The sequence below is a fragment of the Acinetobacter sp. T63 genome (assembly GCF_053852345.1).
The window spans coordinates 286,654-309,611 of record NZ_CM132659.1; the positions used below are offsets into that span (position 1 = coordinate 286,654).

The following is a 22,958-nucleotide window of genomic DNA, read 5'->3' on the forward strand; positions in this document are numbered from 1 at the left end:
ACAAAGGGGGACTGAGGGAGATTAAAATTCAGTTAAAAAACAATATTTGTGACCCAGTCGGAAAGTGAAAATCTTACCGGCACACGGAGAAAAAAATTGAAAGACTTGCTCGATATCATGCGCAAAAAGACGGACTCAGACGGTCATGCTCCTGTAGAGTTTGACCGCATCCGTATTGGTCTTGCGTCACCAGAAATGATTAAGTCGTGGTCTCATGGTGAAGTTAAAAAGCCTGAAACCATTAACTACCGTACCTTCAAACCAGAACGTGACGGTTTGTTCTGTGCCAAAATCTTTGGTCCAGTCAAAGATTACGAATGCTTGTGTGGTAAATACAAGCGTATGAAATACAAAGGCGTCATCTGTGAAAAATGTGGCGTTGAAGTAACAACTGCAAAAGTTCGTCGTGAACGTATGGGTCACATTGAGCTTGCTTCTCCAGTAGCACACATCTGGTTCTTAAAATCACTGCCGAGCCGTATCGGTCTGTTATTAGACATGACCTTACGTGATATCGAACGTGTTCTGTATTTCGAATCTTATGTAGTGACTGACCCAGGTATGACTCCATTTGAGAAATACCAGCTTCTGAACGATGAAGAATACTTCAATGCGTTGGAAGAGCACGGTGATGAATTCACAGCGAAAATGGGTGCAGAAGCAGTTCAGGACCTGTTAAAAGACATCGATCTTGAAAATGAAATCTCACGCCTGCGTGAAGAAATTCCACAAACAACCTCTGAGACGAAACTGAAAAAAGCGTCTAAGCGTTTGAAATTGATGGAAGCGTTCAAAGAGTCGAACAACAAGCCAGAATGGATGGTAATGAATGTACTGCCAGTACTTCCACCAGACCTTCGTCCGCTGGTTCCGCTTGAAGGTGGCCGTTTCGCAACGTCTGACCTGAACGACCTTTACCGTCGTGTGATTAACCGTAACAACCGTTTGAAGCGTCTTCTTGACCTTGCAGCGCCAGACATCATCGTACGTAACGAAAAACGTATGTTACAAGAGTCTGTAGATGCATTGCTTGATAACGGTCGTCGTGGTCGTGCAATTACCGGTTCGAACAAACGTCCGCTGAAATCTTTGGCCGATATGATCAAAGGTAAGCAAGGTCGTTTCCGTCAGAACTTGTTGGGTAAACGTGTTGACTATTCAGGCCGTTCGGTGATTACCGTAGGTCCTACTTTACGTTTGCACCAATGTGGTCTTCCGAAGAAAATGGCGCTGGAACTGTTCAAGCCGTTCATCTTTGCGAAACTGCAAGCGTCTGGTCAAGCCACTACCATTAAAGCTGCGAAGAAAATGGTTGAGCGCGAGACGCCAGAAGTTTGGGACGTTCTTGCATCTGTGATTCGTCAGCATCCAGTGATGTTGAACCGTGCGCCAACCCTTCACCGTTTGGGTCTGCAAGCGTTTGAACCGATCCTGATTGAAGGTAAAGCGATCCGTCTGCACCCGCTCGTTTGTGCTGCGTTCAACGCCGACTTCGACGGTGACCAGATGGCGGTACACGTACCATTAACACTTGAAGCGCAATTAGAAGCGCGTGCGTTAATGATGTCGACCAACAACATTCTGTCTCCAGCCAACGGTGAGCCAATCATCGTACCGTCTCAGGACGTGGTCTTGGGTCTTTACTACATCACCCGTGATGCGGTAAATGCCAAAGGTGAAGGCATGGTGTTCGCAGATACGCATGAAGTTAACCGTGCCCTTGCAACCGGTCAGGTTGATCTGCACGCTCGCGTAAAAGCGCGTGTATACCAAACTGTCATCAATGACAACGGTGAGCGTGAGCAACAAACTATTGTTGTAGACACCACACCAGGTCGCTGCCTGCTGTGGGAAGTTGTGCCAGAAGGTTTGAGCTTCGAGCAAATTAACGTTGAGATGACCAAGAAAAACATCTCTAAGTTAATCAACTCTTGCTACCGTAAACTGGGTCTGAAAGACACGGTCATCTTTGCTGACCAATTAATGTACTTGGGCTTCCGTCAAGCGACGCGTTCAGGTGTATCGGTTGGTATGGAAGATATGGTTATTCCACCAAGCAAACAGGCGATCATTGACAAGGCAGAAGCTGAAGTTCGTGAAATCGAACAACAGTTCGAACAAGGTTTCGTCACTGCTGGTGAACGTTATAACAAAGTCGTCGATATCTGGGCACGTACCAATGACCAGGTAGCGAAAGCGATGATGGACAACTTGTCTTTCACTACTGTGAAAAACAAACAGGGTGAAGACGAGAAGCAGAAATCATTCAACTCGATCTACATGATGTCGGATTCTGGTGCCCGTGGTTCGGCAGCTCAGATTCGTCAGCTTGCAGGTATGCGTGGTCTGATGGCGAAGCCGGATGGCTCGATCATTGAAACGCCAATTAAGGCGAACTTCCGTGAAGGTTTGACCGTACTTCAGTACTTCATTTCAACGCACGGTGCGCGTAAAGGTTTGGCCGATACTGCACTGAAAACTGCGAACTCGGGTTACCTGACGCGTCGTCTGGTTGACGTTGCGCAAGACTTGGTGATCACTGAGCCAGATTGTGGCACCATGGCTGGTCTGGTGATGACACCATTTATTCAGGGCGGTGACGTGATCGAGAACCTGGGTACGCGAGTACTGGGTCGTGTGGTTGCTGAAGACGTGAAGAAAGCCGGTTCAGATGAAGTGATCCTGCCACGTAACACCTTAATTGACGAAAAACTTGCCAACTTCCTGGAAGAGCAAGGTGTCGACGAAGTGAAAGTACGTTCAGTAGTATCATGTGAATCAAGCTTCGGTGTGTGTGCGAAATGTTATGGTCGTGACCTTGCACGCGGTCACTTGGTGAACCCAGGTGAATCTGTGGGTGTTATGGCGGCACAATCAATTGGTGAGCCAGGTACACAGTTAACCATGCGTACCTTCCACGTGGGTGGTGCGGCAAGCCGAACTTCGGCTGCCAACAGTGTTCAAGTACGAAACAAAGGTACCGTACGTTTCCACAACGTGAAAACTGTACAACATGCCAAAGGTCACCTGGTATCGACCTCTCGTTCAGGTGAAATTGGTATTGCAGATGACTTAGGTCGTGAGCGCGAGCGCTATAAACTGCCTTACGGTGCGTCTATCTTGCTGAAAGATGGCGAAGCGGTAGAAGCTGGCGGTATCGTGGCAACTTGGGATCCGCATACACATCCATTGGTAACAGAAGTTGCTGGTAAAGTACGTTTCAGCCAGATCGCTGATGGCGTGACTGTAACGTCGAAAACTGATGATGCAACAGGTATGTCAACGATCGAAATCCTGCCAGTGACTTCACGTCCTGCATCAGGTAAAGATTTGCGTCCTGCTGTTGTATTAGATACCGTGGATGGTGGTGAACAGTTCTACTTCCTGCCACAAAACACCATTCTTTCGGTTCGCGATGGCGAAACCATTGGTGTCGGTGACGTTATTGGTCGTGTACCACAAGAATCTTCACGTACCCGTGATATTACCGGTGGTCTGCCACGTGTTGCTGACTTGTTCGAAGCACGTAAACCAAAAGAGCATGCGATTTTGGCAGAAGTGTCAGGTATCGTGAGCTTCGGTAAAGAGACCAAAGGTAAGAACCGTCTGGTGATTACTCCGGATGATGGTTCTGAGATCTACGAAGAGCTGATTCCGAAATGGCGTACCATTAACGTGTTCGAAGGCGAGCATGTGAACCGTGGTGAAACCATTTCTGATGGTCCACAAAACCCGCATGACATCTTACGTCTGAAAGGTGAAGTGGCGTTGACCAACTACATCGTGAACGAAGTTCAGGACGTTTACCGTCTGCAAGGTGTAAAAATCAACGACAAGCATATTGAAGTCATCGTACGTCAAATGCTGCGTAAAGTTGAAATCACTGACGGTGGTGATACCAGCTTCATCAAAGGCGAACAGGTGGATTACATCCGCGTGGTTCAAGAAAACCAGGCTGTACTTGCACAGAACAAGTTCCCAGCGAAGTTTGATCGCCAGTTGATGGGTATTACCAAAGCATCGCTGTCGACGGATTCGTTCATCTCTGCTGCATCGTTCCAGGAAACCACACGTGTGTTAACTGAAGCGGCTGTAACCGGTAAAGAAGATGATCTACGTGGTCTGAAAGAAAACGTCGTTGTAGGTCGTCTGATCCCAGCGGGTACAGGTTTGGCTTACCACTTAGAGCGTCGTCGTCAGGAAGCAGAAGCTGCAGAATTTGAACTGCAAAATGACTTCTCTGATGTAGACCAAGCATTAAGTCAGGCATTTAACCAGGAATTCTAAGCTGGTGAAATGACACAAAGAGACGCCTTCGGGCGTCTTTTTTTATGCCTGAAAAAAGGGTATCGCGCTGTACTTTGGCGTTAGATGGGCCGGGTTGCTGCTGCAAAGCGGGTGTTTTTACATAAATCCTCTATTGGTTACCAAGTTGGTAACATATTGCTCAGATTCGACCCATCAATATCGAATAAGCTAAAGCTATGACCAAAACAGGGGAGAGCGATCATGAAAAAAGTTATCGGTGTTATGGCAGCTGCCACCTTATCTACCTTTATGCTGGCCGGTTGTGAAAGTATGTCTCCAAATGAACAGCGTATTGGTGCAGCTGCTTTAGGTGGTGCAATTGGTGGTGGTGTCGGTGGTAATGTCGGCGGTACTGCAGGTGCAGCCATTGGTGGTGGTGCCGGTGCAGCAGTGGGTAGTAAAACCCAGGATGGTTCAAACCGTAACGCGACCTATAGTGGCGTCGGCGGTGCAATTGGTTCTGCGGTAGGTAAAAGCATCTTCGGTGGTAGTACTGGTGCAGCGATTGGTGGTGCGATTGGTGGCGGTGCAGGTGCCGCGATTGAGCAGAACCGCTAAGTCGGGTGCAGACGATCTCACATAAAAAAGCGCTTAAAGATAAGCGCTTTTTTATTTAGCTGGCCGCATGCGGCTTTTTGCGGCGGATGTATACCGTCTTTTCTACCTCCGCAATACGTACGCCGGCTTCATCAAAAATATTCAGGCGGTAGTTGCGATATACCGGTGCATAATTCTCGGCCAGTTCCCGAATGGTAGCGACCTCCATGGCATTGAGGCGGATATCGGCATAGACCATACTGCGACCGGGCGCTAGAAAGCGGATGGTCGCGGCCTTATCCCAGACAATATATTTTGAGCCAAGATGATGCATCAACAGCAGCATATAAAACGGATCGACCATGGCATACAGGCTACCGCCAAAATGCACCCCAACAATATTCTGGTTTTTACGCGTCAGTGGCATTTTGACACGAATGTGGTAATTGGCCAGATCCATTTTCTCGACCGCAATACCGGCGCCGCGATAGGGGGCATAGCGATTGATCAGGAATTTGGACAGGGTCGGAATTGTCTGTAGTTTTTTTAAAAGGCTCATAAGGGTCAATTATTTTTATTGCACTGATCTGCATACTAGAACAGAAACCGGCAGGTGGCATTGATTTGATTGACTGCACTTGCCAATAAACAGCCAATACAAGAAATCACCCATAAACAGAACAGGATGTCATCATGCACGCTCATACGCAGTGGATTCATACCTCAGACCAGCAGCGCCTGTATGTCAAAAGCTGGGGCAAGCCGGACAATCCGGCGCTGGTACTGGTTCATGGTTATCCCGACAATCAGGAAGTCTGGGAAGCTGTTATTACCCAGCTGATTCAGGATTTTTATATTGTGACCTATGATGTGCGTGGGGCCGGTCAGTCTTCCATTCCAAAGCATATTCATGATTATCGGCTGGCACGCCTGTCTGAAGATTTACTGACTGTGGTGGATGCAGTGCTGCCCAACCGGCCATTTCATCTGGCTGCGCATGATTGGGGTTCAATTCAGTCCTGGGAGTCGGTGACCGATGCCCGGTTTCGCCAGCGGATTCTTTCTTACAGCAGCATTTCCGGGCCTTGTCTGGACCATGCTGCATTCTGGATGCGTGCCCAGTTACAGCAGGGTAAGACTAAATTCTTAAAACAGCTGGGCAAGTCCTGGTATATCGCTGTGTTTCAATTGCCCTTACTGGCACCGACGGTGTGGCAATACATGAGTGCAGAGCGCTGGGGCAAAATGCTACAGCAGCTGGAGCAAAGCTCGGGTCTGGCCTTAAACCCGAATATCCAGCAGGATGGTCAATATGGCGTCAATCTGTATCGGGCCAATTTTATCCCGCGTTTGCTCAAACCACGTCAGCGTGTGGCGATTTGTCCGGTACAGGCTGTGGTACTGACCGAAGACCGCTTTGTCAGTCCGGAGCTGATTGATGAAGTGCCGAACTGGGCAGCAGACTTCCAGCGAGTGGAGATTGCGGCCAATCACTGGGCAATTTTAAGCCAGCCGGAGCGGATTGCTCAACATCTTCGGGATTTTGCATTTTCAAAATCAGGCAGTTAATTTGACTGTTACTGGCAAGGTCAAGACAAATATCGGACAGCGCAACAACAGCAGCTAAATAGCGATCAATCTCTGATAAAATAGCGTTTTTTCTCGATCCGTCTTTTCTTATGTTTGCAATTCTTGCCGCCATCGCAGTCATGTTCGGGCTGTCGTTGGCACGTGTTCCTGTTGTTTTTGCACTGGTCATTGGTGCCGTTACGGGTGGTTTGCTGGCTGGTTTGGGCCTGCAAGGTACTTTAGAGGCGTTTAATAATGGCCTGGGCGGTGGTGCTAAAATTGCTTTGGCCTACGGTATTTTAGGTGCTTTTGCACTGGCTCTGGCGCGTTCAGGTTTACCTGATTTATTGGCCTATAAAATGATTCACACCTTAAAGGGTGAGGCCGATCTGAAAGCGCAAAACCGGGTCAAATACTTTATTTTCCTGGTGGTGGCCATTGCCGCGGTATTCTCCCAGAACGTGATTCCGGTACATATTGCCTTTATTCCGGTGCTGATTCCGCCATTGTTGATGGTATTTAACCACCTGAAACTGGACCGTCGTCTGGTGGCCTGTTTATTGACCTTTGGTCTGGTGGCCACCTATATGCTGGTGCCGGTCGGATTTGGCGCCATCTTCCTGAATGATATTCTGGGCCATAATATTAATACCTTTGGCAAGCCGTATGGATTTGAGATCAGCTATGACCAGATTCCAACAGCGATGGCCATTCCGGTATTCGGGATGTTTGTCGGTTTGCTGATAGCGGTGTTTTTCTCATACCGTAAGCCACGTGAATATAAAGACGTGCATATTGAAGAGCAGCAAAGCATTTCGGCTGAAATGGGTGTGGCACAAAAATCAGGTCAACCTGAAGTGGCGACGTTCACCATCTGGATGGCAGTCATTGCGATTCTGGTAACCCTTGGCGTGCAGCTGTATTCAGATTCGATGATTCTGGCCGGTCTGGTTGGTGTAGCGATTCTGAGCTGTGCCGGGATCTTTAAGTGGAAAGAAGCGGACGATGTTATTATTACCGGTATGCGGATGATGGCACTGGTTGGCTTTATTATGATTGCTGCGCAAGGTTTTGCTGCCGTGATTGAGGCAACAGGACAGGTTTCTGCGCTGGTTGAAGCGTCGGTTGACTGGATTGGTAATAGCCAGGCACTTGCAGCCTTTTTAATGTTGTTGATTGGTTTGCTGATTACTCTGGGTATCGGTTCATCATTCTCTACCATTCCGATTCTGGCGATTATTTATGTACCGCTCTGTATTCAATTTGGTTTTAGTCCTGCAGCAACTATTGCGATCATTGGGACTGCGGCTGCACTGGGCGATGCCGGTTCACCTGCTTCGGATTCGACCTTGGGGCCAACCTCAGGCCTGAATATGGATGGTCAGCATGACCATATGAAAGACAGTGTAGTGCCGACCTTTATTCACTTTAATATCCCGCTGATGATTTTTGGCTGGATTGCCGCCATGGTGCTTTAACCTGAAATATCCCGGGAATAAAATCCCGGGATTTTTTTTGAATCATAGATGTATTTATAATAAATCTTATAATCATTCTGATAATCTAATAATAGATGTATTTAAAATATATATTATAGAGCGTTTAAAATAAACCTGAGTATTTTAATCTGAATATTATTATTTAATCTTGATAAAGCAGGTTGGTATTTAAAACCAAGTTGTGTGGTTGGTTAAAATAAATTAATTTAATAATCAATAGTTTGAAAATAATATAAAATTATTATATCGGATAAGTATTGCATATTAATTTCTAACGTGTTTATTATTAATTAATGTTTAATTTTTGAATAAATAATCTTCCAGTGGGGTATTAAAATGTTAAAGCAAATTACACTCGTTGCATTAATGGGTCTTTCTGCTTCTGCGATGGCAGGCCAATGGCAAGTCAAGCTGGGCGGTTCGGTTGTTGCGCCAACGCAAGATACTTTTGTGGATGGATTGGGTACCTTTGAAGCTGATCATGAATATGCATTTACCCCGTCGGTTGAATATTTCTTTAATGACAATATTTCGACAGAACTGCTTTTAGCTGCACCAATTAACCATGATGTTCAGTTAGCGGGTACAGATGTGGTACGTATTAAACATTTACCACCAACGCTGACGGCAAAATACCATTTTAAAAACAGCACTGGTTTCACGCCGTATATTGGTGTTGGTGGTACCGCGTTTGTAGCATGGGATGAAGAAACAAAAGGTGCGCTAACTGGTTTAGATGTAAAAGTAAAAGAAGATTTTGGTTTTACCGGCCAGATTGGTTTTAATTTCCAGCCAGCAGATGCCAAGAACTGGGGCGTATTCTTTGATGCACGTTATGCGCAGCTTAGCCCAGAAGTAACTGCTAAGACGGCTGCAGGTGATACAGCAGCTAAATTTGATCTGGATATTGATCCAATGGTGTACACCATCGGTTATAGCTACAAATTCTAATTATAAAAAAGTACCAATAATAAAATTCAGCGTAGCCCCATCCTGGTGATGGGGCCTTTTTATTGCAAAATGATAACAATAGAACAAAATCAGAATATTGAGTTAAGTATTCGTTTTCATTTAATTTGTAGTGAAAGAAATGAAAGAAATGAAAAAAGTGAGAAGATCAAATATGAATAGAAATACAACCTTTGCCTTGGTCTTCGCCAGTTTGATCAGCCTGCCTGCCGCTGCAGCCAGCTTTAATTGTGAACGTGCCCAAACCCCAACCGAACATGCCATTTGTGAACATCGTAATGTTAATGATGCCGATGTGGAGATGGCCACCACCTATAAAATTATTAACCGTCTGGTACCGATGGGGACACGTTCGGCCATACGGGATGAACAGGTGCGCTGGCTGGCCCTGCGTGACCGCTGTGGCCAGTCGGTTGAATGTCTGACCCAGGTTTACCAGATGCGTCAGCAAAAGCTGGAGCAGTATATGCAGCGGGTCTATCAGCAGGGCCCATTTTAATATTTTTTTGTTTTCCTATTGAAAAATCGTCGCCTCACTCCAATTCATAAGGCATTCCAATACAACAATGCTGTCAATTTAAGGAGTGATGAATGAGCGAACAAAGCGCACAAAAACACAGTTTCCAGGCTGAAGTGGCTCAGCTTTTACATTTGGTGACGCATTCTCTTTATTCCAACCCTGAAATTTTTCTGCGTGAACTGATTTCTAACGCCTCTGATGCCTGCGATAAATTGCGTTTTGAAGGCATCAACCATCCTGAATATTATGAAAATGATCCGGACCTGCGCGTGCGTGTGCGTCTGGATGCAGAGAACAATACCCTGACCATTTCCGATAACGGTATTGGTTTAAGCCAGCAGGAAGCGATTGATAACCTGGGGACCATTGCCAAATCCGGCACCAAAGACTTTATGTCCAAGCTGACCGGTGATCAAAAAGCCGATGCCCAGCTGATTGGCCAGTTTGGGGTGGGTTTCTACTCTGGCTTTATTGTGGCCGATAAAATTACCGTAGAATCACGCCGTGCCGGTCTGGACGCATCGGAAGGTGTACGCTGGATCAGCGGTGGCACCGGTGAATTTGAAGTCGAGCAAATCAACAAGGAAGGTCGTGGCACCGACATCATCCTGCATTTACGTGAAGATGCGTTGGACTATCTGCAAAGCTATAAAGTGAAGCAGATTATCAATAAATATTCTGATCACATCAGCCTGCCCATTCAAATGCAAAAAGAAGTCTGGCAGGAAGAGGAAGTAGCGGAAGGTGAACAGCCAAAAGGCGGCCAGTATGTGAAAACTGATGAATGGGAAGCGATTAACTCGGCCAGTGCTTTATGGACCCGCAGTAAAAACGAGATTAGCGAAGAACAGTATATCGAGTTTTATAAAAACCTGAGCCATGATTTTGAAGCGCCGCTGGCCTGGTCGCATAACCGTGTCGAAGGCAGCACCGAATATACCCAGTTGCTGTATATTCCACCAAAAGCACCACATGATATTTTTACCCGCGAAGCCAAAGCTGGCATCAAGCTGTATGTCAAACGCGTGTTTATTATGGATGATGCTGACAACCTGATTCCAAACTATTTGCGCTTTGTACAGGGTGTGGTGGATAGCGCCGATTTACCGCTGAACGTCAGCCGTGAACTGCTACAGGAAAGCCGCGATGTGAAAACCATACGTGAAGGTAACGCACGCCGTGTGCTGACCATGCTGGATGGTCTGGCCAAATCTGAAGATGAAAAAGACCAGAACAACTTCAAGACTTTCTATCGTGAATTTGGTTCGGTCTTAAAAGAAGGCCTGGGCGAAGACTTTGGTAACCGTGAGCGTATCCTGAAATTATTACGCTATGCGACCTCCACCCAGGATGAGGTCAGTACCTCACTGGCAGATTACAAAGCGCGGATGCAGGACGGCCAGAAAGCCATTTACTATGTAACCGCAGATAGCCTGACCGCGGCCAAGAACTCGCCGCAGCTGGAGCTGTTCAAGAAAAAAGGCATTGAAGTCCTGCTGATGACTGAACGTGTTGATGAATGGGCCATGAACTTCGTACATGAGTTTGATGGTACACCGCTGCAAAACGTGTCTAAAGGTGCGGTCGATTTGGGCGATCTGCAAGATGCTGAAGAGAAGAAGGCACTGGAACAGGCGGCAGAGCAGTTTAAGCCAGTGGTGGAGCAGCTGTCTGAATCGCTGAAAGATAAAACCAAAGAAGTGCGCGTGACCACACGATTGGTTGATTCTCCGGCCTGTCTGGTTACGGCTGATGGGGAATTGTCGCCACAGCTGATCCGGATGCTGAAAGATGCCGGTCAGCCGGTGCCAGAAATGAAGCCGATTCTGGAAATTAACCCGCAGCATCCACTGGTGCAAAAACTGCAAGGTTCGGCTCAGTTTGATGATCTGGCCAATGTGATTTTTGATCAGGCCCTGATTGCAGAAGGGGGACTGCCAGAAAATCCGGCAGAGTACCTGAAACGCATCAACAGCTTATTATTGAAATAAGCCCATTAAAAAAACCTCCTGCGGGAGGTTTTTTTAATGCACGATTATATTGTCGACGGCTTTAGAACAGGGCTTCTAAACGCAGCAAGACACTCGGGTAATGGCTGCGGTCTTCACGGTCATCATTATAGTAATTCAGGTCGCCCTGCACAAAAAACCATTCGCGCAAGAACGGCTGACGCCAGGACACAAATGGCCCCCAGCTGTTCAGGCGTAAATCATCATTATGATAATAACCGCCGGTGTAGAGCCCGTAGTTAAAACGGTTGCCGTGGAAGAACTGGTGCTGTCTAAAGCTGTAGTTGTCCCATCTGAGGTCATCATCCTGTTCATCGGCATAGGTCAGGCTAAACTGGTTGCTTAAAAACGGATGATCGGGCCGGGCATGAATGAGTTCCAGGTTGGTTCTTAAATAGTTTTCACTGTCGAGGCCGTAACGGTAAATCTGCTCGGCATGAAAGGAAAAGTCATTGACCAGTTCCCAGTCCTTGGCAATTTTTAAACGGGCATAAATATCATCACCGGAACGCACCCCGAGGTCGGCATCAGTTTCAAAGGGTAAGCGTTCAGTGAAGTCAGACCAGCGTAAGGCCAGAGAGCTGTTGTCTTCACGCGCCCGTCGGCCATCCAGGGTTTTGTCCGGGCTGTTGCTGGGGTTTTCATTGGTAATGGCAACACTGTTTTGCAGTTCGTTATCCAGTGAGTCATCACCAAAGACCAGACTTAATTTGCGTTCCAGCGTCGGCAGTTTAATCCGGCCACGTACCCGCGGTTTAATATCGTAGTCATCATATTTGTTCCAGCGACTGTCGACCAGAATACGCAAGGTCGCAGAGGCCGGTTCCTCCGGGCTAGTTTCTCCAAACCAGTTATCAATTTTATGTGCGGTATTGTCTGCCCAGTGGCGAATCTGTTTCTGGCGCCGGTCTACCCAGCTTTGTTCTTCGGTTTCATGCGTGGGCGGCACAGTCGGTTCATTCGACTGTTCCGGCAAAATGGTCGGGGTGGCATCAATCAGGCGCGGCAGGGTATAGAAAAAACCATTACCCGCCTCAGTTTCGGGCACCAGCGGCACCTCATAACCTGGTGGTGCGGTCTGCGGTTCTGTCTCCAGGTTGGTATTGTTGTCTGCAACCGTATATCCACTGCCTAACAGGCAAAATAATAATAATGATGGCGCTATAAAATGTACTTTTCTTGGCATTATTTACTGATCTTTAAGCTCTTTTTGCTAGTGTTGAAAATCTTCAGGCGAAAAGCAAGATGCAGCTACAAAAACATAAACATTAATTGGCGGTGAGCTGTTGAATGGCCTGAACCAGACGTAAAGGGTCGACTGGCGCAGGCAGGTGATTCAAGACTTTTTGAATAATTTGCCAGCTCATGCCCTGCTGACGATCGAGCAGAATATAGGGGTAGGCCTGTTCGGTACGCGCCAGTTGTAAACGCTGCTGGCCATGAATCAGGCGAATTTTTTGTCGCTCTTTTAATAAAATCAGCGGGGTGGCCAGCGTGGCTGCTGTTTCCTCAAACTGGATAAATTTCTGGGTATGAATCAGTTGTAGCGGAATAAACGGATAATAATCTTCTTTGTGCCAGATCATCTGCTCGGCATGTTGATAGCACTGAAACAGGCTGTCCAGCGCAAACAGCTGGCTTTCCAGTACAGCGCTGTCTATTTCACGGATTGCGGCAATTTCATGTTCATGCTGCTGGCTAAAGGCATGGGCAAAACGGGTGGCCTGCATAGCATCCAAGGCGCCAAACAAGACCAGATATTTAATAAAACGACCTTGGGCATTGATCTGCTCGGCCACATAACCGGGGCGTTTGAGCAGAGCCGCTTGCTCTGCATCATGAACCAGCACATCGGCATACTGCATCACTTCAGGCCGGGCTGGTAAAAATACCCGGCACAGTTTTTCCGCCGGCAGATGGTCCAGGGGTAATTCGGAAATCGGGCAGCTGAGCTGATTGAGCAGCAGATGACGGGCGCTAGACTCTGCTTCGGGTACTGGATCTGCTTGCTGTTCAGGCTGAACAGGTGCTGCTTTGGTAGGCTTGAGTTGCTGAGCTGCTGCTTCAGGTTCTATCGCTACAGATGAACGTGCTGTGACGGTATTCTGAAAGGCCTGCGTTGCGGCATAGTTTTGCTGGTTGAGTAATTCCAGATCGGTGTGCAGACTGCGGTACTGATGCTGCTGTTGCAACATCCAGCGATAGACCTGTTCCAGATTGCCCCAGTCACTGAGCAGGGCAGTACGTGCGGGTGCCGGAATCAGCCAGATTTGCCAGCCAGAGGTGGGCTGATACAAGATGGCCCAACCTGAATCGGGCTGGGCATATAAGGCCTGTTCTAGAGTCTCAACCTGCTGAAACACGCCCCGAAAAGAACGTGCATAAATGGTGTCACGCGCAAATTCTTCGGCAGAACGTTCCGGCTGCACCTGTGCCTTATAGGCCAGAATCTGTTTTTTAAACAGCGGCTGGTCGCATTCAACAAAAATACTTTTAATCCGGCTTTTGGCCTTGGCGGTTTCATACAGACTCAAGGAACGACGCTCCAGTGCGCCCGTCAGGTCATGCAGTTCTTTAATCAGCCGGGATTTTTCTAAAGTATTCATGGTGGAAACTTAAACCAGTTGTTGTGCTTTTTCCAGATAACTGGCCAGGACAATATTCAGGGCCAGTTCAACCAATTTGTATTCGGCAGAATGCGGCTGTGAATAATGTTCCGCCAGCGCCACCAGATTTTCTACATTAATCTCTTGTGGAGAAATTTTTCTCTGAATCAGGGCTTGAAGTTCGTGCATTGCTCTCTCATCAACCTGTACTTAAATAATTGTTTTGGATCACTTTGATTATAGGTATTTCACTAAAAATTACATGAAAAAAAATGTCAGCTTTTGTGGATTTTTAGGCATTTATGACAGAAATTGGGATTTCAATATAAGAAATATTAAAAAATTTTTTAGATAAATTTCAGTTAAATCAGAGAATAAACAGATCATGCTGCCGAATTGACAAAAAATGTCAGTCTCAAATTGTCCGGTCGGATCAGGTGTCAGCCGCAGAATTGTTCTAAACCGCAATAAAAAAAGCAGACCTGAGGTCTGCTTGTATTTAAAGAAGTGCTTAAGCTTCTTTGTTCTGTTCAGCGCTTGCAGGCTGATCGTTGCTCACGGTTTCAGTGTGGGCTTTTTCAGTCGGGAAGCTTGGTACATAAACCATTTCTGCTGATACATTGGCTGCATACAGGGTGACCATAAACAGGCCAAGCGCTTTTAAAACGTTCATCAATCTTACCTTCACAAAAAAAGGATGACTTGGGAGAAAAGTCATCGTGGGGGAGTGTATTCAAACAACAGCTATGATAGCGCGTTGTGATTGAGAGAAAATGATCATATCGGCAAGTTTAAGACTTTTTGTTAAAAAATAACATTTAAAAACAATAAATTAGAATAATTGCTCTAATCATTTAGCTACAAGATTTAAATTAATGATGATTTTTACAAGAACGAGATCATCCTGTTTTAAGATGAAAAAATCTCCAGATTTTTTGCCCCATCCACGCGTCATCTCTGTACAAATCCCTTGATCTGTATAGAGATGTAAGTTTTTGACGCGGTATGGTTAAGCACTCTTTTATTGTCTATTTTTTATTCTAAGATGAACGTTTATACCAACACTGAGGGATCAATCATGGCGATTGCAAAAGTAGTAGAAGTGAATGCCAGCAGTAATAAAAGTTTTGAAGATGCCATTCAAAGCGGCATTGCCAAAGTCGGTGAAACAGTCAAAAACCTGCAGGGTGCCTGGATTAATGAACAGAAAGTGGTGATTAAGGACAATAAGATTACCGAGTATCGGGTTAATTTAAAAATCAGTTTCCTGGTGGAATAAAGTACATAGAAAAAAATCCCCGTAAGGGGATTTTTTATGGCAGCGATGCTTAAGGATGTAACTGCTTATTGTTCCGGTACATCGCACTGGTCATCCTGACATTGCGCGCCGTTGTCTGTAGGTGTTTCCAAAGCTTTTTTCAGCACCTGTTCAAACACTTCCCGTGGCTGGGCACCGGCTAAAGCAACGCGCTGGTCAAATACAAAAAAGGGTACGCCCGTCACTTTAAGCTGATCACGTGCTACATCCTGATCAAATTTCACAAAATCGGCATAGGCATCGGAATCGAGTACATCATCGACTTCCACCGGGTTTAAACCGATACGTGCAGCAACATCTTCCAGCGTTTCGCGTTCGCCAATGGCCAGACCTTGGGTCATATAGCTGTAGAAAAAAGCCTCTTTGGATTCATTGCCCAAGCCTTTGCTTTGCGCCAGATGAATCAGACGGTGGGCATTCAAGGTATTGCCGGAATTGGCCTGTTCCCAGTTAAACTGGATGCCTTCTTCAGCAGCCATGCTGGCAATATTGCGCTGCATGTCTTCTACTTCTGCCAAGGTACGGCCATATTTTTGTGCCAGACGTTCAGAGTTGGAAATTTCCTGACGTTCCGGTGCCTCCGGGTCAAGCTGGAAGCTGTGCCAGTGCACCTCAAGTTCTACGCCGACCTGTGCTGCCGCGGCTTCAAGACGTTTTTTGCCGATATAACAGAAAGGGCAGACCACATCGGACCAGATATCTACACGCATGAATATTCTCTTTGCCTTGTTTTCAACTATTGATGGGGATGATTTGCCTGAATTAAAGCCGAGATGGGTACTTTGCCGCCAGCAAACCGTATTTTTCATCCTCATCACTTTATATTTTTTGAAAATAAGCTAAACAATAAAAAATTAGCTGAATAAAATAAATCACTTAAGTCATTTTTATTGTTTGATCTTTTGTGTGCTTTGTTGAATAATTTTGTCTAAAAAACAGGCGATACAACAACAAAGCGTTATGATAACGAGAAATACAACAAGAGGACAGGATATGCGACGTATAGTGTGGATCATCGTCCTCGTGACCTGTGCCGTGTTTGGATTGATGTTTTATCAATATCAGGCACAACAAAAAGAACTGACCCAATTACACGAATATCAGAACGTACTGTATGACAAGGCCGAGCAGATTTATGTACAGGCGCAGGATTGGTCGACCCCGATTCAGGTTGATCCGTCCGATCCGCGTTTAAGCGGTGATTATGCCCTGATGGCTGAATTTGTGATTAGCCATCTGGTGCAAAGTGCCGAAGCGCGTAACAGCTATTTACGCGAACTGAAAGCGTTGCAATGGGATCAGTTTCTGGATATTAAACGCCTGAATGAAGATAAAAAACAGGACTATGCCGAAACCGAAGCCATGCTGTCACAGGTCAAGGCTATGATGGAGCTATATCAGGAGCATCTGACTGAACATGAAGCACAGGCGCTGGCCCAAATTGAAGAATTACCGATTAAATCGCATCTACGCCGTCAGTTAAGTGAATCTCTGCTGGAAAGCCGCCAGAATGATGAAGGCACAGTGCTGTTTGAGCTGGAAAAACAGAGCCTGAGTCAGGCCTATGTGCTGCTTGGGATTCTAAAAAATAATCGCTGGGAAATGAAAAACAACCTGTTTATGTTCTATGAAGATGCAGGCCTGAAACAGTTTAATCAGGCCTATCAGGACATGCTCAAGCTGAATCAGCAAATGCAGGAGATTACCCAGGCGCATCAGCAGGCATTGGCTGAAAAACTGTAAGTAACAGCTCAACTTCTTGCACCTGTTTTAAGCCAAAGCTTAATACTGCCCCAACACCGTCATGGGGCAGTATCGGCAGATGCAAGGTGCATTCTTAATGATCACCTGGCCACAGGCTCAGGACATATTTTAGTGCTGCTGCTGGCCGCGATGGCTGTGAAAATGCACTGTGAGTGTACAGCCTCTAGCGCTTTTTAAGGGTGTGGATGGCTACGAGTTATATACATGGACAGCATCGTGCGTGATCCATTTAAAAAGAGGAAAAGAATAAAATTATGAATGAAAAAATATTGGTATAAGTAATTGATAAAATTCTAAAATTTAAGAAATTATCTTTCTATTCTTTCTTGTTTTTAACTAGTTCATCTCCTCCTCATGTTGGTGCCGATTTACCAGCAAAATCCGGCAGATTTTTTAAAATGGCATAGTAATTGCTCCAATCCCGCAGGAATAGCGCTTGTCTGCAACATGCAGGCAAGGGCCAGTATATTTTTAAAAGATGGCTTCAGAGAAAAGCATCACTGAGCTGCGGCGTGGGGCTACACATGACAACGAGCAAACAGAATATTTCGCCCGAAGATGAATTTTTAGGGGCAGGAAAAAGCCTGACTTATGGCTTACAGCATGTATTAACCATGTATGGCGGTATTGTGGCACCGCCGTTAATTGTCGGCACAGCGGCCGGTTTAACTGCTGCGCAAATTGGGATTTTGATTACTGCCTCATTATTTATGGGCGGACTGGCGACCCTGTTACAAACCTTAGGCGTGAAATATTTCGGGGCACGCTTGCCACTGGTACAAGGCGTGTCCTTTGCCGGCGTGGCCACCATGGTCGGTATTGCCACCACGGGTGGCGGTTTTAATGCCATTCTGGGCGCGGTGATTGCCTCCTCCTTAATCGGGTTATTGCTGACGCCGTTTTTTGCCAAGATTATCCGTTTCTTTCCACCGGTGGTGACTGGCTGTGTGATTACCATCATCGGCCTGTCTTTATTGCCGGTGGCCGTGCGCTGGATTATGGGTGGCAATAGCAATGCACCTGACTGGGGTTCTATGCAGAATATTGGTCTGGCCGCCATGACCCTGGGGATTTTGCTGCTTTTAAGCCGTTTTGGTTCTGAAACCATTCGCCGTACCGGAATTTTACTGGCGATTCTGATCGGTTCGATTCTGGCCTATGTCTTGGGTTTTGGCGATTTTTCCAAAGTGGGTGAGGGTGCCTGGTTTGCCTTTCCTGACTTTTTGGCTTTTGGCGCACCGACTTTTCATCTGTCTGCAATTCTGGCCATGACCATTGTGATGGTGGTGGTGTTAACTGAAACCACGGCCGATATTATTGCAGTGGGAGATATTGTCGGTGCCAAAGTCGATGACAAGCGTATTGCCAATGGCTTGCGCGCCGATATGATTTCCTCAGCAGTAGCGCCCTTCTTTGGCACCTTTATGCAAAGTGCCTTTGCTCAGAATGTGGGGTTGGTGGCGATTACCGGTGTGAAAAGCCGTTTTGTGGTAGCTGCCGGTGGCTTGATTCTGGTGATCTTGGGCTTGCTGCCGATTATGGGCCGTATTATTGCTTCCATTCCTACGCCGGTATTAGGCGGCGCTGGTCTGGTCCTATTTGGTACAGTGGCGGCCAGCGGGATTCGTACTTTATCTAAACTGGACTATAGTGACCAGAAGAATCTGATTATTGTGGCAACGTCTTTAGCCGCCGGGATGATTCCAATTATTGATCATTCTTTCTATGCCCAGTTTCCGACCGGGTTTAAAACCCTGTTCCATTCGGGCATTAGCTCGACCTGTGTGATGGCGATTTTCCTGAATATCCTGTTTAACCATCTTCATTTTGGTAAAAAGACAGTGGTTGAGCCAGTGTTAACCACAGTGGCCAAGCCGGAACATTAAGGCGATGAGCTGAAGCTTGCTTCAGTCGTGATTGAGATGCAATTTAAAAACGCCCGATGTAGCACATGGGGCGTTTTTATTAAGTGATTTCTGCGAATATAAAAACCCCCCGCATTAAGCGGGGGTTTTTTATCTTGGTATTGAAAGATTAAACACGTTCGATAATCGTCGCGATACCTTGGCCCAAACCAATACACATAGTCGCTAAACCGATTTGTGTATCTTGCTGTTCCATCACGTTAAGCAGTGTCGTGGTGATACGTGCACCCGAACAACCCAATGGGTGACCCAATGCAATTGCACCACCGTTCAGGTTAACGCGGTCTTGCTGGTCATAAATACCCAAGCCTTTCAGTACAGACAGACCTTGTGCCGCAAATGCTTCGTTCAATTCAAAAGTTTGAATATCAGCAATCGACAAGCCAGCGCGCTTCAGGGCTTTTTGCGTTGCTGGTACTGGACCATAACCCATAATTGCCGCATCACAGCCGGCAACCGCCATTGAACGAATCACGGCACGTGGTTTCAGACCCAAAGCCTGCGCACGCTCATAAGACATCAACAGCATGGCCGATGCACCATCAGAGAGGGCAGATGAAGTTGCTGCTGTTACAGAACCGCCTTTCGGATCGAACACTGGGCGTAATGCCTTGAATGCTTCCAGGTTAGCATCTGGACGAATCACTTCATCCACATCGCATAGCTGCAATTTGCCTTCAGCATCATGACCTTCAATACCGACGATTTCATTCTTGAAACGGCCTTCTTGGGTAGCAGCCCAGGCGCGGCGGTGAGATTCCACACCAAACGCATCCTGTTCTTCACGGCTAATGCCGTTCATACGACCCAGCATTTCTGCTGTTAAGCCCATCATGTTAGATGCTTTGGCATAGTATTTAGAGGCTTCAGGATTCAGGTCGATGCCGTGCATCATGCCTACATGGCCCATATGCTCAACACCACCAATAATGAAAATATCACCCTGGTTAGTAGCAATTTGCGCCGCTGCAGTATGAATCGCCTGCATGGATGAACCACATAAACGGTTCACGGTTTGACCCGCCACAGTTTTTGGCAGTTCAGCCAGTAACGCAATGTTACGGCCAATGTTCATACCTTGTTCCAGAGTCTGGTTGACACAGCCCCAGATTACGTCTTCAACTTCGTTGACATCAAATTGGTTACGAGCAACTAAAGCGCGAACCAGCTCCGCAGACATGCTGTCAGCACGTACATTGCGGAACATACCGTTTTTGCTTTTGCCCATGGCAGTACGTACGCCATCAACAATCACAACGTCACGTGGATTTAAAGTAGCCATTCACGTCGCTCCTTAACCGTAGAATTTCTTGTTGTTTTCAGCCATGTCACGCAGCATTTGCGGCGCTTCATATGCTTTACCTAAGTGCGCATATTTATCGCAAAGCGCAACATACTCAGCCACACCTGTCTGGTCGATGTAACGGCATGGACCACCACGGAATGGAGGGAAGCCTACACCCATGATCATCGCCATATCGGCTTCAGATGGTGTTGCGACAATGTTGTCTTCCAGGCAACGAACCGTTTCGTTACAGAAAGCCAGCATCATACGGTCAATGATTTCTTGTGGATCAAACTCGCGTTTTTCACCAGTCACCACGCCTGCAATTAACTCATAAGCAGTTGGATCAACGGTCTTGGCTTTTTTGCCTTTGCGATCCAATTCATATTTATAGAAACCGACATCGTTCTTTTGACCCAGACGCTGGTTTTCATACATCACCTGGATTGAGCCTTTGTAGTCTGGCTTCATACGGTCCGGGAAGCCTTCTGCCATCACTTCTGCGCCGTGAACGCCAGTGTCGATACCAACCACGTCCATCAGGTAAGCAGGACCCATTGGCCAGCCGAATTTTTCCATGACTTTGTCGATTTGCTGGAAGTCCGCACCATCTTTCAGTAACAGATCAAATGCACCGAAGTAAGGGAACAAGACGCGGTTCACCAGGAAGCCTGGGCAGTCATTGACCACGATTGGGGTTTTACCCATTTTCTGTGCAAGAACAACCGTTGTCGCAATGGCTTCAGCAGAAGTTTTCTCACCACGGATCACTTCTACCAGTGGCATCATATGTACCGGGTTAAAGAAGTGCATACCCACGAAGTTTTCTGGACGTTCCAGGTTTTCAGCCAGACGCGTGATTGAAATTGTAGACGTATTAGAAGCAATGATCGTATTTTCACGAACTTTGGCTTCAGTTTCTTTCAGTACGATGCCTTTGACTTTTGGATTTTCAGTCACAGCTTCAATCACGATGTCGACTTCTTTAAACTCGTCATAGCTTAAAGTCGGGCGGATACGTGCCAGGGTTTCACCCATTTGCGCCGGTTTCATCTTCTTGCGTTCAACCTGCTTGGTCAGCAGTTTGTTCGCTTCAGACATACCTAAGGCCAGTTGCGGGTTACCAATGTCTTTCATGATAATTGGTGTGCCTTTGCTTGCCGCCTGGTAAGCAATACCACCACCCATAATCCCGGCACCTAAAACAGCGGCCTGGTTAACAGGATGAGCACCTTTTTCATGTTTTTTTGAAGTTTTCTTTACGACCTGGTCGTTCAGGAACAGACCAATTAAGGCACCCGCTTGTGGGGTGACCGCAGCTTTGGCAAAACCTTCCGCTTCTGCTTTTAGGGCATCATTACGGCTCAGGCCAGCGCCGGCTTGTAATGAATCGAGTAACAGTTTTGGTGCCGGATATTGAGCCGGATTGGCTTTGGCCAGTACCGCACCTTTGGCTGTGTTGAACGCCATCATCTGTTCCAGCGGGTTCAATTTCACCGGATCGAGTTTTTCCTGACGCTTGGCTTTCCAGTCCAGACGGCCAGCTGCTGCCTGTTTAGCTAGATCAACCGCTGCTTCAGTCAGTTTGTCTGCGGCAACAACGGCATCTACTGCACCATCTTTTAATGCTGCGGCTGGTTTTTTCGGATTGGCCATTGCCATCCATTCCACCGCATTGTCGATCCCGATTAAACGGCTTAAACGTACTGTACCACCAAAGCCCGGGAAAATTCCCAGTTTGATTTCTGGCAGGCCGACTTGCGCCTGTTCGGACATGACACGGTAGTCACAGACCAGACACATTTCAAAACCGCCACCCAGCGCCATACCATTAATGGCAGCCACTTTAGGAATATCTAAATCTTCAAAGCTGTTGAAGATGTCGTGAACAGGCAAGGCCCATTCTACAATTGCTTGTTCGCCTTGTGCGAAGTTTTCACCAAACTCAGTGATATCTGCACCCACGATGAAGGTCGATTTACCTGAAGTGACCACCAAGCCTTTAATTTCACTATTGGCTTTGACAGCGTCAATTGCAGCTTTAAAATCTTCAATCGTTGCACGGTTAAATTTGTTGACCGACTCACCTTGTAAGTCAAAGCGGAATTCTGCAATTCCGTCCGAAAGCATTTGGACGGTAATGGCATTGCCAGCGTGGATCATGCCTGATCTCCTTTATTTTGGAGGATTTCTAAGTTGATGTTGTGAAGCGAGTGTGCATTTCCCGCACACTTCTATGCCTCGCTAATCTTACGATAACTATATCGAAAAAGAACATAACAAGTTGTATCAAGCCGTGACGCTAGGGTCATCAATTTTTCTATGCCCAATCAAGGTCTTGTTCCCTTTCTTCTCCTGCTTATTTCGCTTAAAAGCCAATGAAGTACTTGTTTCAGTTTTACTTTTTTGGCGCAGTTGCCCTCTGTTTATAACGGAAAAAGCTGGCGCTGCCCATGCCGGAGTTGTGGTGTTTTGGTCAAAAAAGTCAATTCGTGTGAATGGGCAGGGCAGTACAGGTACCTGAACAGCGCCAGTTTTGCAACGCTGTGTCTTAAACGACCGGCTGATTGGCCTGGCTAAATTTGTTATGCTCGCCGATATTTTGGCTTGTCTGTCGTCCCTGTACAGGGCGGCAATTTCCCGGATGTT

At 46.7% G+C, this 22,958-nt stretch carries 17 protein-coding genes and 1 pseudogene; 10 read left to right on the forward strand and 8 right to left on the reverse strand.

Features of this window, described 5'->3' with window-relative positions; translation table 11 throughout:
• Positions 1–96: 96 nt before the first annotated feature.
• Both rpoC and ACVLR6_RS01365 read left to right on the forward strand, forming a co-directional pair.
• A complete protein-coding gene (rpoC, locus tag ACVLR6_RS01360) occupies positions 97–4,287 on the forward strand; it encodes a DNA-directed RNA polymerase subunit beta' (RefSeq protein ID WP_455995691.1) in 4,191 nt (1,396 codons plus the stop codon).
• A 222-nt stretch (positions 4,288–4,509) separates the two neighbouring features.
• The gene (locus tag ACVLR6_RS01365; protein WP_005181692.1) at positions 4,510–4,866 is read left to right on the forward strand and encodes a hypothetical protein; all 357 of its coding nucleotides are present in this window, start codon (positions 4,510–4,512) and stop codon (positions 4,864–4,866) included.
• A gap of 55 nt (positions 4,867–4,921) precedes the next feature.
• Here ACVLR6_RS01365 and ACVLR6_RS01370 read toward each other — a convergent pair whose 3' ends face one another.
• The gene (locus ACVLR6_RS01370) at positions 4,922–5,404 is read right to left on the reverse strand and encodes a PaaI family thioesterase (RefSeq protein ID WP_168405650.1); all 483 of its coding nucleotides are present in this window, start codon (positions 5,402–5,404) and stop codon (positions 4,922–4,924) included.
• A 134-nt stretch (positions 5,405–5,538) separates the two neighbouring features.
• On the opposite strand from ACVLR6_RS01370, the gene ACVLR6_RS01375 reads away from it, so the two are divergent.
• The 5 genes from ACVLR6_RS01375 to htpG all read left to right on the forward strand — a co-directional run bounded on the left by ACVLR6_RS01375 (position 5,539) and on the right by htpG (position 11,393).
• A complete protein-coding gene (locus ACVLR6_RS01375) occupies positions 5,539–6,414 on the forward strand; it encodes an alpha/beta fold hydrolase (protein ID WP_168383607.1) in 876 nt (291 codons plus the stop codon).
• 110 nt (positions 6,415–6,524) lie between these two features.
• Positions 6,525–7,892: a Na+/H+ antiporter family protein gene (locus tag ACVLR6_RS01380; protein WP_005181697.1), complete on the forward strand. Its 1,368-nt coding sequence runs from the start codon at positions 6,525–6,527 to the stop codon at positions 7,890–7,892.
• A gap of 357 nt (positions 7,893–8,249) precedes the next feature.
• A complete protein-coding gene (locus ACVLR6_RS01385; RefSeq protein ID WP_455995693.1) occupies positions 8,250–8,864 on the forward strand; it encodes an OmpW/AlkL family protein in 615 nt (204 codons plus the stop codon).
• Between the two features lie 172 nt (positions 8,865–9,036).
• Positions 9,037–9,381, forward strand: coding sequence for a lysozyme inhibitor LprI family protein (locus ACVLR6_RS01390; protein ID WP_455995695.1), 345 nt, complete (start codon positions 9,037–9,039; stop codon positions 9,379–9,381).
• 92 nt (positions 9,382–9,473) lie between these two features.
• The gene (htpG, locus tag ACVLR6_RS01395) at positions 9,474–11,393 is read left to right on the forward strand and encodes a molecular chaperone HtpG (protein ID WP_005181707.1); all 1,920 of its coding nucleotides are present in this window, start codon (positions 9,474–9,476) and stop codon (positions 11,391–11,393) included.
• Positions 11,394–11,454: 61 nt separating this feature from the next.
• Here htpG and ACVLR6_RS01400 read toward each other — a convergent pair.
• The 4 genes and pseudogenes from ACVLR6_RS01400 to ACVLR6_RS01415 all read right to left on the reverse strand — a co-directional run.
• Positions 11,455–12,417: pseudogene (locus tag ACVLR6_RS01400) on the reverse strand (hypothetical protein); the annotation flags it as partial.
• A gap of 262 nt (positions 12,418–12,679) precedes the next feature.
• Positions 12,680–14,017: a hypothetical protein gene (locus ACVLR6_RS01405; protein ID WP_455995697.1), complete on the reverse strand. Its 1,338-nt coding sequence runs from the start codon at positions 14,015–14,017 to the stop codon at positions 12,680–12,682.
• A gap of 9 nt (positions 14,018–14,026) precedes the next feature.
• Positions 14,027–14,206, reverse strand: a complete 180-nt coding sequence (locus ACVLR6_RS01410) for a hypothetical protein (RefSeq protein WP_005181710.1) — start codon at positions 14,204–14,206, stop codon at positions 14,027–14,029.
• A 322-nt stretch (positions 14,207–14,528) separates the two neighbouring features.
• The gene (locus tag ACVLR6_RS01415; RefSeq protein ID WP_168369786.1) at positions 14,529–14,690 is read right to left on the reverse strand and encodes a hypothetical protein; all 162 of its coding nucleotides are present in this window, start codon (positions 14,688–14,690) and stop codon (positions 14,529–14,531) included.
• Between the two features lie 405 nt (positions 14,691–15,095).
• Between ACVLR6_RS01415 and ACVLR6_RS01420 the strand changes: the two genes are divergently transcribed.
• Entirely contained in the window at positions 15,096–15,296 is a 201-nt protein-coding gene (locus tag ACVLR6_RS01420) for a dodecin family protein (RefSeq protein WP_005181715.1), read from the forward strand.
• Between the two features lie 65 nt (positions 15,297–15,361).
• Here the strand turns inward: ACVLR6_RS01420 and ACVLR6_RS01425 are convergent, their stop codons facing one another.
• Positions 15,362–16,045 carry a DsbA family oxidoreductase gene (locus ACVLR6_RS01425; protein WP_455995699.1) on the reverse strand — a complete coding sequence of 228 codons (684 nt, stop codon included), beginning with the start codon at positions 16,043–16,045 and terminating at the stop codon, positions 15,362–15,364.
• Between the two features lie 283 nt (positions 16,046–16,328).
• Between ACVLR6_RS01425 and ACVLR6_RS01430 the strand changes: the two genes are divergently transcribed.
• A complete protein-coding gene (locus ACVLR6_RS01430; protein ID WP_104471815.1) occupies positions 16,329–17,078 on the forward strand; it encodes a hypothetical protein in 750 nt (249 codons plus the stop codon).
• 545 nt (positions 17,079–17,623) lie between these two features.
• On the forward strand, positions 17,624–18,985 hold the full coding sequence (locus ACVLR6_RS01435) for a nucleobase:cation symporter-2 family protein (RefSeq protein WP_455995701.1): 1,362 nt from the start codon (positions 17,624–17,626) through the stop codon (positions 18,983–18,985).
• A 148-nt stretch (positions 18,986–19,133) separates the two neighbouring features.
• On the opposite strand, the gene fadA is transcribed toward ACVLR6_RS01435, so the two are convergent.
• Both fadA and fadB read right to left on the reverse strand, forming a co-directional pair.
• Positions 19,134–20,306: an acetyl-CoA C-acyltransferase FadA gene (gene fadA / locus ACVLR6_RS01440; RefSeq protein WP_075175015.1), complete on the reverse strand. Its 1,173-nt coding sequence runs from the start codon at positions 20,304–20,306 to the stop codon at positions 19,134–19,136.
• A gap of 12 nt (positions 20,307–20,318) precedes the next feature.
• Positions 20,319–22,472: a fatty acid oxidation complex subunit alpha FadB gene (fadB, locus tag ACVLR6_RS01445; protein WP_180036773.1), complete on the reverse strand. Its 2,154-nt coding sequence runs from the start codon at positions 22,470–22,472 to the stop codon at positions 20,319–20,321.
• Positions 22,473–22,958: the final 486 nt, after the last annotated feature.